This window comes from Geomonas sp. (genome assembly GCF_056994735.1).
This window is the reverse complement of sequence record NZ_JBXKJL010000064.1, coordinates 1-17229: the sequence shown is the minus strand read 5'-3', so window position 1 is coordinate 17229 and position 17229 is coordinate 1. Positions and strand designations below refer to the sequence as shown.

Sequence of the window (17229 nt, the reverse complement as noted above, 5' to 3'; positions counted from 1 at the left end):
CCGAAGGATAAAGAGTTGGAAGTTCAGCGGATCATCCTCCACATCGACATGAACGCCTTCTTCGCCTCCGTGGAACAGCAGTCGAACCCGGAGCTGCGCGGCAAGCCGATCGCGGTGACAGGGGCGGCGAAACGAACCGTCATCACCACCTGCTCGTACGAGGCACGCGCCTTCGGGGTCAAGACCGGCATGAACAGCTGGGAGGCGCGCCAGAAGTGCCCGCAGCTGATCTTCGTGGTGGGCAACAACCGCAAGTACACCTACACCTCCAAGGAGATCATCAAGATCATGCGGGAGTACACCCCCATGGTCGAGGTTTTCTCCATCGACGAGGCCTTTCTCGACGTCACCGGCTCCCTCTCCCTTTTCGGCTCTCCCCACGAAATCGTCCACCAGATCAAGTCCCGCATCAGGGAGAGCTTCGGCCTCACCTGCTCCGTCGGCATCGCCCCCAACAAGCTCCTCGCGAAACTTGCCTCCGACATGCAAAAGCCCGACGGGCTGACGGTGATCGCGCCGCAAGAGGTATCGCGAATACTGGAGAAGGTGCCGATCAAGGACCTTTGCGGCATCGGCCCAAAGTTACAGGAGCAGTTGAGCAAGTTCGGGATAAAGAGCTGTGGCGAGTTGGGAAGGTTCCCCGTTGACGTCCTGAAAAGAAATTTCGGCGTGGTCGGCGAGAGGCTCCACCTGATGGGGTTGGGGATCGATGACGCACCGGTTGTTCCAGAGGAAGAGTCCGAGGAGGTAAAGACCGTCGGACACAGCACCACCCTGGACCGGGACATAACTGACCATGAAGAAATCCTTAAATATCTGCTACAGCTTTCGGAGATGGTGGGGAGACGGGCCAGGAGGTACCAGGTGGCCGGGAAGACCGTGACGCTGACCATCCGCTATGCCGACTTCACCACCTTCTCCAGGCAGCAAAGCAGGGCCAGCCACACCAACAACAGCAATGAGATCTACCTGTCAGCAGTGAAGCTGCTGGAAACGGTCGAACTGACCCAATCCGTCAGGCTTCTGGGAGTCAGGATCAGCAACCTGCGCTATCACGAAGAGCAGTTGCCGCTCTTCGGGCAGGACCGGAAAAAGGCCCTGTTGGCCAGTGCCATGGATGACGTCAACAACCGCTTCGGGGACTTCTCCGTGACCTTCGGAAGCCTGCTCGGCAAGGATGGCGGCTCCAAAGTCATCTCCCCCGCCTGGCGTCCGGAAGGTCTCCGCAATGTAGATGTCGACTAGGAACAGCGTCGAATGAATACCGAGGTTCGAGGATTTGCGTTACGGTAGGACAATGCTTCTGCAGCGACCCGCGGCGGCCCCTTCACCCTTCACCCTTCACCCTTTACCCTTCACCGCCCCTAGAACCCCGGCACCCCTGTCGGCACCTGATCCCAGTAGGTCACAGACCCGTTGTGCCACTTCACTATCTGCACGCTTTCGTCCTGGGAGATGACGATGGCGATCGCCTCGTGGAGCTTCTGGCATAGCCGGTAAGCCGCCCGGTGCCGCGTCCCAACCCCCTCGCTCAGCACCGCCTCCGACTGAATCCCCTCGGTATCGAGCGCATGGGTGACCATGCCGACGCTGTCGAGATCCCCGGAGATCACCCCGCCAAAGCCGAGAAGTTCCTGGCGCTTGGTGATCACGACCGCACCGTCCACGGCGGAGAGAGCCGCGATAAAATGGGCCACGTCGAAGATGGCTTCGTCCAAGAGCGCAATGGTGTCATCCTTGCTGCTGACGTACTCCTGCCAGCCGACCTGCTTCTCCGGTTTTTTGGCGTCGCCATGAATCTCGGCCAGGGTGTTCATGATCCGCAGGGTCAGGGTCCGGAAACGTTGCCGCGACTCGAGCTCCAGGAACTGGTACTTGATGGTCATGTACCGGTTCTCTTTCATGATCTCGTCGGTCATCTCGGGGGGGAGGTAGACCAGCAGACCGCCGTGGTGCGAGTTGCGGATGACGCTTATGATGCGGCGGATCGCCTGCTGATTGACGTACTTCCCGAATTCGGGGTCCAGGTTCGCCCAGGGTCTTTCCGCTCGCGCCCGCGCCGCCTTATGCATGTCCCAGGTTTCGGAGTGGACGGTGGCAAGGCTGTCGGCGATCCATCTCGAATTGAATACATCCAGTGTCGGACAGTTGATGAAGCCGCCGTTTAGGGAAGCGATGATTTCGGAACCGATGCAGACGGAAAGCTGGCCTGCGCCGGTGACATAGATGACCAGGCAAAAAGGGAGCGGCGGAGAGGTCTTCCTGCCGCCGTAGACGTTGTGCATCCACCGGGTGCCGGAGTGGAGGAGGCCCCAGATCTGCGCACCCTCCACCGGATCCATCGAAATACCTATCAGCGTGCGATAGAAGTCGGCGGCAGGAGCCAGCCGATGAAGCTCGTACTCGTTGAAGGGACGCTTCCTGGAGAAGATCAGCCTATGGATGCCGGTCGGCGGACCTTCCTTGGCGGGGAAGAGATGGGATTCCCTGACGATCAGCCGAAACATCACCGGCCGCTCCTCTTCCCTCATCAGGCTCGCCTGGTAGCAGGTGGAGAGAACCTGTTCGAGTACCGCGCGGTCCGGCAGCCTGAACCCCGGCTCCTGCCCCACGGACATCCGGGACACGTAGGCTGCGTCCTGCCACCTCTCGTAGATGAAAGACACCAGGTCCTTCGGGTATGAGTGATGTCCGCTCGAAGGGGAGCACCTCAATATACCTCTCATTCCCTTTGGCATCGCTCTCTCCTATTAGTGCCGGTTCACGCCACCAGGTTTTCTAATGTCTTATTATCCGCCTTCCGTGCAGTGACTGTAAACCTTCCCGTCAAGTATAGCCGAGGGGGTCTAAATGCCAAAGGGATCGACCGGCATGCCTGCCGCTGAGCCGCCACGGGGCACCGTCCTTCCCCCCACCCCTCAACCATCCATTTATTCCCGCGCTCCCCCGTCGAGAGCTTTACATGGCACAGCCATTTTGTTAAGATGTCCGCCGCTTCTCTCCTACCCGAAAAGGTTTACAAATGTCCGAAATTACGCCCATGATGCGGCAGTACCTTGAGATAAAGGCAGACTACCCCGACAGCATCCTCTTCTTCAGACTCGGTGACTTCTACGAGATGTTCCTGGACGACGCGATAAAGGCGTCCCGCATCCTGGGCATCACCCTCACCTCGCGCAACAAAAACTCCGACGGCGCCGACGTCCCCCTTTGCGGGATACCCTTCCACTCCTGCGCTCCCTACATCGCCAAGCTCGTCGAGGCCGGCGAGAAAGTGGCCATCTGCGAGCAGACCGAGGATCCGAAGCTGGCCAAGGGAATAGTGAAGCGCGAGGTGGTGAAGGTGATCACCCCCGGGCTGGTGGTCGAGGATGCCTCCCTCTCGCCCAAGGAAAACAACTACCTGTTGGCCCTCTATTCCGAAGGCGACCGCTTCGGCCTCGCCTACCTCGACCTCTCGACCGGGGAGTTCCGCATCACCGAACTGGCAGGCATGCTGGCGGCCCTGGCCGAAGTCGCCTGCATATCACCCCGCGAGGTCATCCTCCCTTCCAGCTTCAGGGACCAGCCCAAGGCAAAGGAGCTGGCCCTGCTGGGGGCGGACCGGACGCTGACCTACTTCGAGGAGTGGGTCTACGATGCCGACTACGGCAGGCGCATGATCGCCAACCAGTTCAAGGGCGCCACCGCCGCCTCTCTTGGCTGCGACGGCCTTCCCGTTGCTCTGCTCGCCGCCGGCGCGGTCCTGCACTACCTGCTGGAGACCCAGAAAGGGAACGCTCCGCACGTAACGACCATAACGCCCTACAGCGACAGCGAACATCTTCTGCTGGACGAGTCGACCAGGCGCAACCTCGAGCTGACCGCCACCATCTCCGAGGGAAGGCGCAAGGGCTCCCTTATCGGCCTCATGGACCGCACCATCACCGCCATGGGAGGTAGGAAGCTCAAGCAGTGGATCAACTATCCCCTCATGGATCTGAAGAAGATCCACCAGCGCCAGGATGCCGTGGAAGAACTGCTGCAGGCGCCGGGAACCCGGGCCGAGCTGAGGGAGCTGCTGGACGGCGTCTACGATCTCGAGCGCCTGAACTGCCGGATCAGCCTGGCCTCAGCCACCGCGAAGGATCTCGCCTCGCTCAGGGTTTCTCTTTCCCGCATACCCGGGATCAAGGAGAAGATTGCCGCCTTCTCGTCGCCGCTTCTGCGGGAGCTCGATGGCGCCACCGATCCCCTCTCGGAGATCTGCGCCCTCATCGAGGCGGCCATAGTCGAGAATCCACCTTTCGTGCTGCGTGAGGGTGGGATCATCGCCGACGGCTTCAACACAGAGCTGGACGAGCTCCGCGCCATCAGCCGCGAGGGTAAAGGTTTCATCGCCAGGCTGGAGGCCAAGGAGAAGGCCCGCACCGGGATCAGCTCCCTGAAGATCCGCTACAACAAGGTCTTCGGCTACTACATCGAGGTCACCAAGGCCAACGTCGCAGCCATCCCCGAGGACTATATCCGCAGACAGACCCTGGCCAACGCCGAGCGCTACATCACGCCGGAGCTGAAGGAGTACGAGGAGAAGGTGCTGGGGGCCGAGGAGCGCATCCGGGACCTGGAATTCTCGCTCTTCCAGAGCGTGCGCGAGGCCGCGGCGGCCGAAGGGGAGCGCATCGCCCGCACCGCGGACCGGCTGGCCACCCTGGACGTGCTGCTCTCCCTGGCCGAACTGGCCCACGACAAGCGCTACTGCCGCCCGGAGGTCCACGAAGGAAGCGAACTCGGCATCACTGAGGGCCGGCACCCGGTCATCGAGGACATGCACTCTTCGGAGCGCTTCGTCCCCAACGACACGCTGCTCGACAACGGCGAAAACCAGCTGATCATCATCACCGGCCCGAACATGGCGGGTAAATCGACCTTCATGCGCCAAGTCGCCCTCATCACCCTGATGGCCCAGATGGGGAGCTTCGTGCCGGCCGATAAGGCCCGCATCCCGCTGGTGGACCGCATCTTCACCAGGGTCGGCGCCTCCGACAACCTGGCGCGCGGCCACTCCACTTTCATGGTCGAGATGATGGAAAGCGCCGCCATCCTCAGGGGCGCCACGGCGAAGAGCCTGGTGATCCTTGACGAGATCGGCCGCGGCACCTCTACCTTCGACGGCGTCTCCATCGCCTGGGCCGTCGCCGAGTTCCTGCACGACAACAGGATGCACGCGGCCAAGACACTCTTCGCCACCCACTACCATGAACTGACCGAGCTGGCGGTGACCCGTCCCGGCATCAAGAACTTCAACATCGCGGTCAGGGAATGGAACGAGCGGATCATCTTCCTCAGGAAGATCGTCCCCGGCGGGGCCTCTCACTCCTACGGCATCCAGGTGGCGCGGCTGGCAGGGCTTCCCCAGGCGGTCATCGACCGGGCCAAGGAGATCCTGCTTAACCTCGAGAAGGGGGAATACGGCGAAGGGGGCGTCCCCCGCCTGGCCCGCGGAAAGAAGACGCCTCCCCAGTCGCCGCAACTCTCCCTGTTCGGATCATCCTCCGATGATGCGATACGGGAACGCCTCAGGGGCGTCGAGGTGACGACCCTGACCCCGCTCGAGGCTCTAAATCTTGTGGACGAATTAAAAAGGATGGTTCAGGGATGACGACGTACCCTATTGAAATAGCAGGATCTTTCCGTATCACCTCCGGGGGGGCTCGCCGATGAAAAGACGGGAGTTCCTCAAGTACCTGGGTATTTCGGCGCCCATGCACCAATGGCTCATCTGCGAGCTCATGGCCGCTCAGGCTTCGGTGCTGATGAATCCGCTCCTGTCCCTGGCGGCTCAGTCCGAAAAAGGGGGCCTGATCGGGGTGACGGAACTGAAGCACTGGTCCACCCCCGATTACACCCGGGTCTCCATCACCCTGGACGAAGAGGCGAAGTTCGAGCACCACAAGATCCCGGGAAAGCTGTACCTCGACATCAGCGGGGCACATCTCAACCGGGGCGTCAAGGACCTCGCCATCGGGGACGGCCTCCTCAAGAACGTTCGCATCGCCCAGTACCGGGCCTCGACGGTCCGTGTGGTGCTGGACCTCGACAGCATCAAGGAATACAAGATCTTCACCTTCTCCGAACCCTTCCGCATCATTATCGACGTCAAGGGAGACAGGAGACAGGAGATTTCGGCCTCGAAGGAGGTCATCGAGGCCGACAAGCACGAGGCTGCCCCGGTCGAGAAACCGAAGGCAGCTCCGTTCAAGCCCGGCCGGATCAGAAGGATCGTGATCGACCCCGGACATGGGGGGCATGATCCCGGCGCCATGAGCCCTTCCGGAACCAGGGAGAAGGACATCGTGCTCCAGATCGGTCTCAAGCTGGCCTCGAAGATCCGCGAGGAACTCGGTATCGACACCGTCATGACCAGGTCCACCGATGTCTTCATCGAACTGCAGGAGAGGACGGCCATCGCCAACAAGGTCGGCGCCGACCTCTTCGTCTCGGTGCATGCCAACGCCTCGCTCAATCGTGCGGCAAGCGGTATAGAGACCTATTACCTGAACCTGGCCAAGACCGAGAAGGTGGCCCAACTGGCGGCCAAGGAGAACGGGACGACCCTGGAGAAGGTGAGTCTGTTGCAGGCGGTGCTCTTCGACCTGATGGCCAACTACAAGCTCAACGATTCCGCACACCTGGCGAACGAGGTCCAGAAGGCGCTCCACAAGAAGGCGCTGACAGGATACCCGACGGTGAAGAACCTGGGGGTCAAGCAGGGTCCCTTCTACGTGCTGGTCGGGGCCACCATGCCCAGCATCCTGGTGGAGACCGCCTTTGTCAGCAATGAACGAGACGAGCAGAAGCTCAAGGATCCCCAGTACCAGGACCTGACGGCAGACGGCATCCTGACCGGGATCAAGAGCTACATCGCCGCTCTGAAATAAACTACCCCCCTGCCCTCCCCATGGAGGTCGGGATTCACGGCTTATCAACATCACAGACAGGACAAAAAAAGGCCGGCATTTAGCCGGCCTTCTCTTTTTTCAGCTGTGGTTACAGATCCTACTGGCTGGCCACCGTCGACCCGACCGGCTCAACGCCGAAGTCAGCGGCATCCTTGGGAACATTGGCGACGGCAACCACGAACCCTATCGCCTGCCCCGGCTTGACGCTGAGATTGGAGAGGGAATCGCCGAACTGGTTGTTCATGATGGCGTCGATCTTCGGCATCGGGAGCGTTTCGAGCTGCTCCTTGGACAACCTGTTCCCGCAGTAGGCGGTCTTTTGCACCAGCACGGCACCCTTCTTGTCGAAGATGGTGACCCTGACGTGGATGGAGGCCCTGGCCTTCTTGAAATTATTGACCGCCTCGCCGGTGATCACGAAAAGCTCGCCTGCTTCCTTGTTCTGGTAGAAGGAGGCCAGAGGCTTCCTGATGGTGATGCGCCCTTCCTCGGGGGTCTCCATGCCGAACCACTTGCCGACGAACCCGAGGCCCAGCTTGTCGAACTTGGCCAGCGCGGTCGGCCCGCTCTGCAGGAGGTAGAGACCGGCGCCGGTCAGGGCCAGGATCACTGCCACGCAGATGGCAACGACCGAGACAGTGAGGATCGACCGCCCCTTGCGTCTCGAGGAGATGGAGAGGGGGGGGAGTTCCTCCTCTTCCTCGCCACCAAAGGGGGCAGCGATCGGCTCGGGCTTGCCACCGAAGGAGAAGTCGAGGGAACTGCCAGCCTCTTTCTTGGCCTGCGGCTCCGGCTGCACAGGCGGCACGGGGGCTTCGGCCGGTTCAGGAGCCACGGATTTAGCAGCACCGGCAGCAGCGAGGCCGGCAGCAGCGAGGCCGGCAGCGGCGAGACCGCCGGCAGCATGCCCTTCTGCCATCCCTTCGCCTGCGGGCGGCTTCGCCGGCTCAACAGCAGGAGTCTCTTTCTCTTCGGCAAAGGAGAATTCGCCGAGGCTGAAGCCGCCAGGCTCGCCCCCCTCTTCTTCCGGCTTTTGCGAAATTTCCTCACCGAAGGGGAACTCGCTCAGATCGCTCCCTTCCTCTGCAGCAGTGGTTTCCTTCATGGCCGGCGGCTCGTCGGAGAAGCTGAAGTCGCTGAAGTCGAACTCCTCCTTGGCAGCGGGAGCTTCCTCAGCCGCAGCCGGCTCTTCAGTGAAGCTGAAGTCGCTAAAGTCGAATTCGCCTTTGGCGGCAGGTGCTGCTTCCTCGGCTAGTGCAGGCGGTTCCTCGGTGAAGGAGAACTCGCCGAAATCAAGTTCCGGGGCGGCAGGCGCTGCCTCCTCGGCTGGTGCAGGCGGTTCCTCGGGGAACGAGAACTCCCCGAAATCAAGTTCCGGAGCGGCAGGCGCCGCCTCCTCGGCTGGTGCGGCCGGTTCCTCAGGGAACGAGAACTCCCCGAAATCAAGTTCCGGAGCGGCAGCTGCCGCCTCCGGCTTCACCGTGGGCTCGGGGTTGAAATCGAATTCCCCGAATTCGAGAGCGCTGCCGGACGGCGCGGCGGCTTCCTTCTCCCCGGCGCCTTCAGCCGGTTCCAGCTCTTCTCCAGGGCCCGGACCTGCGGCCGCTGCCGGTTCCGCCTGGGGCGCGGCAGGCTCCTCCATGAAAGCGAACTCGCCGAAATCGAGTCCCTGAGAAGGTGGCGTCGCCTCAGCCTCCTCTTTGACCGTCGGCTCCGCGGGAGCGGCAGCCTCGGGAGCGAACTCGAACCCGGCAAACTCGGCGGCGAAATCGGGTTCGGGGGCAGGCGCGGCGGCAGCGGGCTGTTCCGGTGCGGGAGGCTCTGCAGCTTGCGCTGCAGGTTCGGGGGCCTTAGTCAACCCTTCCCGGGGCACCTGGTCCTCCGGCTTACCGGGGGTCGGGGCCCCAAGGCCGGAGAGTATGGCATCGAAATCCGACTCTTCCTGCTTTTGCTCAGTCCCCGCAATGAAGACATGGCGGCATTTCGAACACCGGACTTTAACTCCGCCCGGTTTGAGCTTGGAATCGTCGAGCCGGAACTTGGTGTTGCACTGGTCACATTGGAGTATCATTCAGCGTCTCCATACTTTTTTTTGAAACGTGGTAAAGCGGCAAGTTGTTAACATAAAAATGAAGGGTGAGACCGCGGGTCCTTTCTCGACCACCAGCACATCCCTTCACGTTGGATTTGTCTAAGAATTCCTTCGTCAGCAATACTTTCCAGAGAGCGCGGCTCCGTGAGAGCTTGGAAACTTTACCAGTTCCATTAATATTCTCCACATTTTTCTATAACAGATGCAATTTGTACTGTCAAATCATTCTGGTCTACAGAGCTCCATTGTGGTATAAATTACGGGTTGATAGCAAAGAACCAAGGGGTAAGACATCATGAAAGTACACTTATCTGCTCTCGCCTTGCTGGCAACCCTACTGACCGCGGTTACGGCCTTCGCCGCACCCGAGCTTGCCGTCGACCATGGGACCTTCAACTTCGGGACCATCACCCAGGGGAAGAAAGTACAGCACGTCTTCATCATCAGAAATACCGGTGACAGCCCGTTGCAGATCAAGCAGTTGACCGCCTCGTGCGGCTGTACCGCGGCCAAGCCCTCTTCCTCCCTCATCCTGCCGGGCAAGAGCGCGGAGGTCGAAGTGATCTTCGATTCCGCCAACTTCTCCGGAAAGGTGCAGAAAACCGTGACAATGAACACCAATGCAGGGAAGACACCGAGTTATACCTTCAACATGGAAGGAAACATCGTAGAGGAACTGCAGGTATCCCCGCGGCAGGTGAGCCTGGGGGCGATGGCTGCGGGCGTGTCGAAGCAGGTCTCGATCAGCGTGACCAACAAGGGCGGGAGCAGCGTCAAACTTCTCTCGGTGAACGTCAACTCCACTTCCCTTCAGATAAAGCCGACGATCAAGAAGAATGAGCTGAAGCCGGGAGAGACAGCAGTCATCGAGCTGACAGTCACTGCACGCCCCGAAGCCAAGGTCCTGAGCGGCTATGTCCATATCATGACGAGTAGTCCGAACAAAAAAGAGATAACCGTACCAATCTATGCCTCAGTGGCGAGGTGATAGAGCCAGTACTCGATATACCAGCACAACTTTTTTTGCAATTAGCCCTTGAGTTGGGTGTGGAAATAGTGTAAAAGTTTATTCTTTCCCGGGCGGGTAGCTCAGCTGGATAGAGTACTGGCCTCCGAAGCCAGGGGTCACGGGTTCGAATCCCGTCTCGCCCACCAATTTTCAATTATTACGCAGCATCATAAGAGACTCCGAAGGCGTTTGCAAAGATCAATGCAAACATTTTCGGAGTTTCTCGTTATGGAGTCCAGCCAGTCCCGCCCTCTCGTCACCCGCGCCAGAGGCTACCAGTATGTCTGCCGCGGCCCCGCGTCCTCTCACGACTTCCCCACCGCCACCATCTGGACATGCCTCAAGGCAAAAAGCAAAGCCAACGCGTTCACAGCACCTGGTTTCAATCAACAAGTCACCGGCGTCTCCGTCAGCGATCAGCCGTCAGTCACCGGCGTCCCGTCAGCCGTCAGCCGTCATTTTTTGTCATGCGGACTCTTGGTTTCCTCTGGATCGTGACCGCGGGCGACGGGGAACTGCCAACCGTGGCGGATGCCCATAAACCTGAGCCAGAAGCAAAGGGCCGCGCCCGCGAGGGATGCCACGGTGGATGAAAATCCCAGCATTTCACCGCTTACCACTACGGCCGCACCGGCCAAAGCGGCAACGGCATAAAGCTCGGCTCGCAAGACCGTTGGAATCTCGCTCAGCAAGACGTCGCGCGCCATGCCTCCGCCGATCCCGGTCAACATGCCGAGCAGCGCTGCCATAACCGGATCCAGCCCGAAGGAGAGCGCCTTGTGCGTTCCGGAGACTGCGAATAGCGCCAATCCGGCAGCATCGAAGATGAGTACGGGACTCTTCAACTTGGCAACGGTAGCATGCCAGTAAAAGGTGATGACTCCGGCAAAGAGCGACACTGCGAGATAGCGCCAGTTACTGAGCGCCGCTGGAGGCACCGCTCCGATCAGCAGGTCACGGGTGATCCCGCCGAAAGTCGCTGCGGTAAAGGACAGCACCAGAACGCCGAAAATATCAAGGTGCCGTCTGACCGCCGCCATGGCACCGCTGAGGGCAAAGACGAAGGTACCGACAAGATCGAGCACCAGAACGAGCCGCTCCGCTGTCAGTTCCTTTTTCAAAATTATGAGCCCGGTCTGTTCCATGGCTATACCTGTTCAAGCCTGGGTCTTTTTGCCGCACGAAACCACCATCTTGGATGGCGGCAATAGCACTTTCGACAATTGCAACACAGCTATTCTTGGCAGCCATGCGCGGCTCACTCCGGTTTTACTTGGCCAGCCAGACACCAGCTGCGGTCAGCATGGTTTCTATACCGGTTTGCAATGTGGGATGCAGGGTAGGCGCCCAAAAGGGCGAATGCGGACCGGGCAGTTGCGCCACACTTCCCTCCCGCACCGCCTGTTCATACTTCTCTGGTGAGCAACCGCCGACGAACCAATAGGTATAGGGGGTGTGCCAGGCATTCCCGAAACGGCCGAAATCCTCGCTGGCACCCTGAGATGGGACTTCTATCAACTGGTCGCCAAACCGGCCACGAAACGCGTCGGCTACCTTTTTGGTCACCTCCGCATCATTGACGGTCAGCGGGTAATTGTTGATTTCTTGGAACTCGGGATCTTTCGGTGCGTTCGAAGCACGGGCCTCGGCGATACAGATCCTCTTGATCGCAGCCAGCACGTGGTCGCGCACGGTTTCGTCCGTAGTCCTCACATTAAGCTTTATATATGATTCGGCGGGAATGATGTTTTCTGCCGTTCCGGCGTGGAATTCGCCCACCGTCACCACGCACTGCGCCTGGGGGGAAATCTCGCGAGCGACGATGGTCTGGAGGCGCAGTACCGTTGCGGCAGCCATCACGATCGGATCAACCCCGTTTTGGGGCATCCCGCCGTGCGCTCCTTTGCCGAAAAAACGCACCAGCATGCTGTCACCGGAGGTCAGAACCTGCCCGGAACGCCAGCCCACGGTGCCGGCGCGATACTGCAGCAGATGCTGGCCCATGATGACGTCAGGCCTGGGAAAACGATCGGTGAGGCCGTCGTCGAGCATGGCTTGCGACCCTTGGGCGGTTTCTTCTGCCGGTTGGAAAACCGTCATGAGGGTGCCGCGCCAGGCATCGCGATTCTGGGCCAGTACCATGGCGGCTCCGAGCAGCCAAGAGGTGTGCATATCATGCCCGCAGGAATGCGCGACCGGTACGGCCTCGCCTTTGGCGTTTACGGCTTCCTTGGAACTCGAGTAAGGCACTCCGGTAGCTTCCTTTATCGGCAAAGCGTCCATATCGGCACGCAACATAACCGTAGGGCCTTCGCCATTTTCCAGGATACCGATCACCCCTGTCTTGCCGACCTTTTCGGTCACTTGGTAACCGGCCTCGCGCAACTTCTGCGCGACAATGCCGGCGGTACGCATCTCTTGCAAAGACAGTTCAGGGTTTTGATGGAGATCTTTATATATGGCCTCGATCATCGGCAATATCTGATCAATCTCCTCAAAAAAACGACTGACAAATTGCGACATGAGCCCTCCCGCATTTCATAACTCGAGTCCGTGGGGCCGAGAGACCTGTAACATATCTCCTCATGAGCTTAATAAGCTGCATTTTGGCAGTCACTGATTGTCCCAGTTACTCAGTTGGAGTAACGAGAAAAAGAAGGAGAGCAGTCTGCGGGGTAACCCTCCCCCGGCAGAGCCGGGGGATTACCTAGTGGAATTTATTTTCTTTTCAGCCTCAGAGCGATATCTGCCACATGGGCACCCTGGAACCGGGCTCCTGCCAGCTCGTTTTCGCTCGGCATCCGCTCACCTTGACCTCCTGCAATGGTGGACGCACCATAAGGGGAGCATCCGGTAATCTCACCGACCCCCATCTGGCCGGCGAAGCTGTAGGGGAGGCCAACCACTACCATACCCTGGTGCAGCAAGGTGGTGTGAAAGCTGAGGATGGTCGATTCCTGGCCGCCGTGCTGGGTTGCGGAGCTGGCGAAGACGCTGCCGACTTTCCCCACCAACGTCCCTTTCACCCAGAGCCCGCCAGTGGCGTCAAGGTACTGCCGCATCTGGCCGCACATGTTGCCGAACCGGGTCGGAGTGCCGAAGATGACGGCATCGGCATCGGCCAGGTCATCCACAGTGGCAACCGGGATGTGGGCCATCCCCTTCTTCGCCTCCAGGGCCCCCATCATCCCAAGCACCTCGTCGGACAGAGTTTCCGGCACGCGCTTAATAACCGCCTCGCATCCCGCAACACTACGAACCCCCTCAGCTACAGCCTCTGCCATCTTGTAGATGTGCCCATACATACTGTAGTGAACTATCAAAATCTTGCACATGTTCGATTTACCTCCTCATGATATGGGCCATGACGGCCCGTCGTTATTTCGTATCTTGCTGCTATCCTGACAAAGCTTACACCTAATCATGTCTTATAGTCACAGTCATTTATAGTAACAGTCATAATTCAGAAGACAACTCTCACAGCCTGTCAATAGAAAGAAGATTGAGGGCGCTCAGCAAGTCGGCAGGGCTGCGGTTGATAGATGCCTCGACCTGGTTGAAAGTGCGCACTTAGGCCATGATGACTCTGCTAGGCGTTGCGCAAGGCGATCCCCACCTAACCCCAGGACGGCTGGGCAGCTTGCCGCGCCGTAGCCAGGGGGACCTTCGTAACTACGGCAAGACCGCCCTCACCTCTCGCCAGCCGCGGATCGGCAAAAAAAACATTGCATAATGATAGTTAGAATGCTATCTAAAATTCATGACCGTATACGCCACGAAAATTGACCGCAGCAACCTGCTTTTCCGTCTTGCACTTCTGACGCGTCGCTGGCGACAGATCCTGGACAACGAATTCCAGGATGCAGGCCTGACCGCTGCTACTTGGCGTCCTCTCCTGCATCTTCATCTTCTTGGCGAAGGTATTCGCCAGAAAGACCTGGCTGCATCCATCGGGATCGAGGGCCCCTCTCTGGTCCGTCTGCTCGACACGCTCATCGCCAAGGGGTTGATCGAGCGTTCGGAAGACGCCACGGATCGCCGGGCTAAACTCCTCTGCCTCACCACCCCGGGGCGGGCAGTCGTGGCCAGGATTCACGGAACGATGATGAATCTTGAAAGCGAGCTGCTGAGCCCCTTCAGTGACAGCGAGTTTTCCCAGGTGGCGGGATTTGTCGAGCGGCTGGAAACCACCGTCAGCACTGTACGGCAGCGGGGCAGACAGTGATGCCTCACGCACTTCGCCGGCTCATCATCCACCAGCGGCCGCACCTCGTCTTTGCCCTCCGCGGCACTGTTGCGCCGGTTCTGGAAAGGGCTGCCGCCGCCCTCTATGAGATTTCAGCGCCTGAATCATCGCCGGCTCCGGGGGATACATCCGGTTTCTATGCAACGGGGGAGGAGTGCTGGGAGGGGGGGAGACTGCAATGCCCTATCTGAGATTCAAGGGGTTCGACGAAGGTTTATTGCGGCAGCAACTCCCCGTGCTGGTCGAGGAGTTTGCCCGTGTCGCCGCCGTGCCGCGGGAAATAGTAAAGATCGAGCTACTTCCCGTCATCCAGCTCACGGCTACTCCACGTTCGCTGGAGATATTCATGTTTCTGAGGTCGCAGGAAAAGCACGATCGGATCGCTGAAAACCTCAACGACCTCCTCAGCCATTTCGGTTATCGGGATGTCCATATCTTCTTTGTGCCGCTGTCTCCATCCCTGTACTACAAGGAAGGGGAGCCGCTAAAAGAGATAAGCTGGCTACCAGAATTTCAACCTCGTAAAGGCGGGTGAAAAACCCTGCACGACGTCTTCTCCCGATCACCTGCATCACCCAGGCTCATACTGCAGTTTACAAGCAAGAGAGGAATCATCATGGATCTAAAAGGTAAAAATGTACTGGTAACCGGCGCCAACGGAGGCATCGGTGGGGCTTTGGTCAAGGCGCTTCTCGACAGGGGGGCCGCCAAGGTCTATGCGTCCGCGCGAACCGTCACAGCGGTAACGAAATTGTCCAAAAGCAAAACCGACAGGGTTGTCTCGCTCCGGCTGGACATCACCTATCCCTCCAGTGTGGCGTTGGCCGCAGAGTTCTGCCGGGATGTGGATCTGCTGATCAACAATGCCGGCGTCAATCGGTGCACCGGCCTGCTGGAGCCTGCCGGCGTGGCAAGCGCCGAGGATGAAATGAAGGTGAATTTCTTCGGCACCTTGGCCATGTGTCGTGCATTCGCGCCTATACTCGCCTCCCGGGGGGGAGTGATCGTGAACGTATGTTCCGTCGTCGGTTTGGTCAACCTGCCCGTCAACGGGACCTATTCCGCCTCCAAGGCGGCTGTGCACTCCCTTCTGCAGGGGGTGAGGGCCGAACTTGCTCCCCATGGGGTACGGGTGGTCGGGGTTTACCCCGGCCCGGTGGATACCAGGATGACGGCCGGCCAGGAAATGCCCAAGGCGACCCCGGAGCAGGTCGCCGCCGCAATCTTGGCTGGGCTGGAGAACGATGACGAGGAAATTTTCCCCGACCCCATGTCGCAGGATGTTCGCTGCAGACTTGAGAAGGATCCCAAGCAGGTTGAAAGGGCCTTTGCCGCGTTGATTCCGGTCTCCAAGGTAGTGACGGCAGCGGTTGATGATGTCGCGTTGGGGAATCACCTGCAGGTGGTCGTCCCATAAGGGTGCATAACCGCGAAGAGTGTCGTGTTTGACATCGAGCAAAGTGTTATGAGTTTTTGTGCCGTGTTCCGGGAAGAGTCCCAGGAACACGGTCTTACTCCGCCGCAGTATATTCTGCTCGCCATCCTGTGTTCAGCTGTCTGTGGCGTCTCCCCCCAAACAGATCGCCTCCTCTTGCCAATGTCGTCTAGGCTGCAGCAGCACTGCCTGTATCGAGGGCGGTGCACCTTAGTACAGGACAGGTCGTCATGATCTCTGTCCGCTTCTGAGGTGAGCTAAGATCAACGGGGTCGACCATCAATCCCACCTGCTCCAGAAAACTGATCGCCCCGGCTACTGTCGCGGCCACCCCACCCTCGTCGGCAGGTTGCACTTCCGGAGCATACACTCCGGTCTTGCCGCTCTGCGTACCGAACAATACCGCATATACCTGCACCGTATCGGTCTTTCTCAGGCAGCAGACGTACCCCTCGCAACGCTCTTGCGCCTTCCCGTCAGGCGCCACATGGGCGACGTTATATGACTTCTGTAGTTCCACTATATCCTCTGGGCAGGCGTATTCGATAGCCGTCTGATCCTTTTCCAGCAGGAACATCATTGGGTCGCTGTCGTCTGAGGAACCGCCGAAAAAGCTGTCGCATCCTGAGCCGAATCCTGTAAAGGGAACAGACTGGAAGCCTGGCGCGGTCAGGATCTCAACTGCAGTTTTTGCTGCGGTTTTTGCAGCCGTTATAGAAGGTTCAGCGACCTTTGCTGCTTCAGCGGCCTTCGCTGCTTCAGCAACCTTTGCTGCTTCAGCGGCCTTTGCTGCTTCTGCGGCCTTTGCTGCTTCAGCGGCCTTTGCTACTTCAGCGGCCTTTGCTGCTTCAGCGGCCTTTGCTGCTTCAGCGGCCTTTGCTGCTTCAGCGGCCTTTGCTGCTTCTGCAACCTTTGCTGCTTCGGCGGCCTTTGCTGCTTCAGCGGCCTTTGCTGCTTCAGCGGCCTTTGCTGCTTCAGCGGCCTTTGCAGCTTCAGCGGCCTTTGCAGCTTCAGCGGCCTTTGCAGCTTCAGCGGCCTTTGCTGCTTCAGCGGCCTTTGCTGCTTCTGCGGCCTTTGCTGCTTCGGCGGCCTTTGCTGCTTCAGCGGCCTTTGCTGCTTCAGCGGCCTTTGCAGCTTCAGCGGCCTTTGCTGCTTCAGCGGCCTTTGCTGCTTCAGCGGCCTTTGCTGCTTCGGCGGCCTTTGCTGCTTCGGCGGCCTTTGCTGCTTCAGCGGCCTCTGCTGCTTCAGCAACCTTTGCAGCTTCTGCGGCCTTTGCGGCTTCAGCCTGAATAATTCGTCCCTCTGGCTCGATCATCTCATCCACTGCAGTTTCTACCGCCTCTGCATACGCATCGGTAAAGTCAGGGAATGTTACTGTTTCAGCCTCAAACGCATTGAACTCTGCCTCGATGACCGCATCCACTGCGGTTTCTGCCATTTCTGCAACGTTCTGAATATGGCTAGGACTTGCAAGTTCTGCCGGACATGCTTGGAGTTTCTCATTTG

The 17229-nt window shown here is 59.3% G+C and carries 13 protein-coding genes and 1 tRNA gene; 8 read left to right on the top strand and 6 right to left on the bottom strand.

Annotation, left to right across the window (positions count from 1 at the left end; translation table 11 throughout):
* The first annotated feature begins 15 nt into the window (after positions 1–15).
* On the top strand, positions 16–1245 hold the full coding sequence (gene dinB, locus AC11W3_RS02970) for a DNA polymerase IV (protein ID WP_484092463.1): 1230 nt from the start codon (positions 16–18) through the stop codon (positions 1243–1245).
* A gap of 119 nt (positions 1246–1364) precedes the next feature.
* Here the strand turns inward: dinB and AC11W3_RS02965 are convergent, their stop codons facing one another.
* Positions 1365–2666, bottom strand: coding sequence for a putative sensor domain DACNV-containing protein (locus tag AC11W3_RS02965; RefSeq protein ID WP_484090486.1), 1302 nt, complete (start codon positions 2664–2666; stop codon positions 1365–1367).
* 356 nt (positions 2667–3022) lie between these two features.
* Here AC11W3_RS02965 and mutS point away from each other — a divergent pair, with 356 nt between their 5' ends.
* Together mutS and AC11W3_RS02955 are read left to right on the top strand one after the other, a co-directional pair.
* The gene (mutS, locus tag AC11W3_RS02960; protein WP_484090485.1) at positions 3023–5641 is read left to right on the top strand and encodes a DNA mismatch repair protein MutS; all 2619 of its coding nucleotides are present in this window, start codon (positions 3023–3025) and stop codon (positions 5639–5641) included.
* A gap of 58 nt (positions 5642–5699) precedes the next feature.
* Positions 5700–6920: an N-acetylmuramoyl-L-alanine amidase gene (locus AC11W3_RS02955; protein WP_484092462.1), complete on the top strand. Its 1221-nt coding sequence runs from the start codon at positions 5700–5702 to the stop codon at positions 6918–6920.
* 118 nt (positions 6921–7038) lie between these two features.
* Here the strand turns inward: AC11W3_RS02955 and AC11W3_RS02950 are convergent, their stop codons facing one another.
* Positions 7039–9012 carry a DUF3426 domain-containing protein gene (locus tag AC11W3_RS02950; protein ID WP_484090483.1) on the bottom strand — a complete coding sequence of 658 codons (1974 nt, stop codon included), beginning with the start codon at positions 9010–9012 and terminating at the stop codon, positions 7039–7041.
* A 316-nt stretch (positions 9013–9328) separates the two neighbouring features.
* On the opposite strand from AC11W3_RS02950, the gene AC11W3_RS02945 reads away from it, so the two are divergent.
* Together AC11W3_RS02945 and AC11W3_RS02940 are read left to right on the top strand one after the other, a co-directional pair.
* The gene (locus AC11W3_RS02945; RefSeq protein ID WP_484090482.1) at positions 9329–10021 is read left to right on the top strand and encodes a DUF1573 domain-containing protein; all 693 of its coding nucleotides are present in this window, start codon (positions 9329–9331) and stop codon (positions 10019–10021) included.
* 90 nt (positions 10022–10111) lie between these two features.
* Positions 10112–10188 (top strand) — tRNA-Arg (locus AC11W3_RS02940).
* 309 nt (positions 10189–10497) lie between these two features.
* Here the strand turns inward: AC11W3_RS02940 and AC11W3_RS02935 are convergent.
* From AC11W3_RS02935 to wrbA, 3 genes are all read right to left on the bottom strand, one after another.
* The gene (locus tag AC11W3_RS02935) at positions 10498–11187 is read right to left on the bottom strand and encodes a trimeric intracellular cation channel family protein (protein ID WP_484090481.1); all 690 of its coding nucleotides are present in this window, start codon (positions 11185–11187) and stop codon (positions 10498–10500) included.
* Between the two features lie 124 nt (positions 11188–11311).
* Positions 11312–12565: an amidohydrolase gene (locus AC11W3_RS02930; protein WP_484090480.1), complete on the bottom strand. Its 1254-nt coding sequence runs from the start codon at positions 12563–12565 to the stop codon at positions 11312–11314.
* A 194-nt stretch (positions 12566–12759) separates the two neighbouring features.
* Entirely contained in the window at positions 12760–13377 is a 618-nt protein-coding gene (wrbA, locus tag AC11W3_RS02925; RefSeq protein ID WP_484090479.1) for an NAD(P)H:quinone oxidoreductase, read from the bottom strand.
* A gap of 425 nt (positions 13378–13802) precedes the next feature.
* Here wrbA and AC11W3_RS02920 point away from each other — a divergent pair, with 425 nt between their 5' ends.
* The 3 genes from AC11W3_RS02920 to AC11W3_RS02910 all read left to right on the top strand — a co-directional run bounded on the left by AC11W3_RS02920 (position 13803) and on the right by AC11W3_RS02910 (position 15705).
* Positions 13803–14267 (top strand): MarR family winged helix-turn-helix transcriptional regulator, encoded by a 465-nt coding sequence (locus AC11W3_RS02920; protein ID WP_484090478.1) that lies wholly within the window; start codon positions 13803–13805, stop codon positions 14265–14267.
* A gap of 199 nt (positions 14268–14466) precedes the next feature.
* On the top strand, positions 14467–14823 hold the full coding sequence (locus tag AC11W3_RS02915; protein WP_484092461.1) for a DUF1904 family protein: 357 nt from the start codon (positions 14467–14469) through the stop codon (positions 14821–14823).
* An 81-nt stretch (positions 14824–14904) separates the two neighbouring features.
* Positions 14905–15705 carry an SDR family oxidoreductase gene (locus AC11W3_RS02910; RefSeq protein WP_484090476.1) on the top strand — a complete coding sequence of 267 codons (801 nt, stop codon included), beginning with the start codon at positions 14905–14907 and terminating at the stop codon, positions 15703–15705.
* Between the two features lie 187 nt (positions 15706–15892).
* On the opposite strand, the gene AC11W3_RS02905 is transcribed toward AC11W3_RS02910, so the two are convergent.
* Positions 15893–17229, bottom strand: a 1337-nt coding sequence (locus AC11W3_RS02905) for a hypothetical protein (RefSeq protein WP_484092460.1), incomplete at its 5' end; no start/stop codon positions are given.

Bases quoted from the DNA above. Each gene is read 5' to 3' on its own strand.
- AC11W3_RS02915 (WP_484092461.1), top strand. From the start codon at position 14,467: ATGCCCTATCTGAGATTCAAGGGGTTCGACGAAGGTTTATTGCGGCAG.
- wrbA (WP_484090479.1), bottom strand. From the start codon at position 13,377: ATGTGCAAGATTTTGATAGTTCACTACAGTATGTATGGGCACATCTAC.
- AC11W3_RS02910 (WP_484090476.1), top strand. From the start codon at position 14,905: ATGGATCTAAAAGGTAAAAATGTACTGGTAACCGGCGCCAACGGAGGC.
- AC11W3_RS02935 (WP_484090481.1), bottom strand. From the start codon at position 11,187: ATGGAACAGACCGGGCTCATAATTTTGAAAAAGGAACTGACAGCGGAG.
- AC11W3_RS02945 (WP_484090482.1), top strand. From the start codon at position 9,329: ATGAAAGTACACTTATCTGCTCTCGCCTTGCTGGCAACCCTACTGACC.
- AC11W3_RS02920 (WP_484090478.1), top strand. From the start codon at position 13,803: ATGACCGTATACGCCACGAAAATTGACCGCAGCAACCTGCTTTTCCGT.
- AC11W3_RS02955 (WP_484092462.1), top strand. From the start codon at position 5,700: ATGAAAAGACGGGAGTTCCTCAAGTACCTGGGTATTTCGGCGCCCATG.
- AC11W3_RS02950 (WP_484090483.1), bottom strand. From the start codon at position 9,012: ATGATACTCCAATGTGACCAGTGCAACACCAAGTTCCGGCTCGACGAT.
- mutS (WP_484090485.1), top strand. From the start codon at position 3,023: ATGTCCGAAATTACGCCCATGATGCGGCAGTACCTTGAGATAAAGGCA.
- AC11W3_RS02930 (WP_484090480.1), bottom strand. From the start codon at position 12,565: ATGTCGCAATTTGTCAGTCGTTTTTTTGAGGAGATTGATCAGATATTG.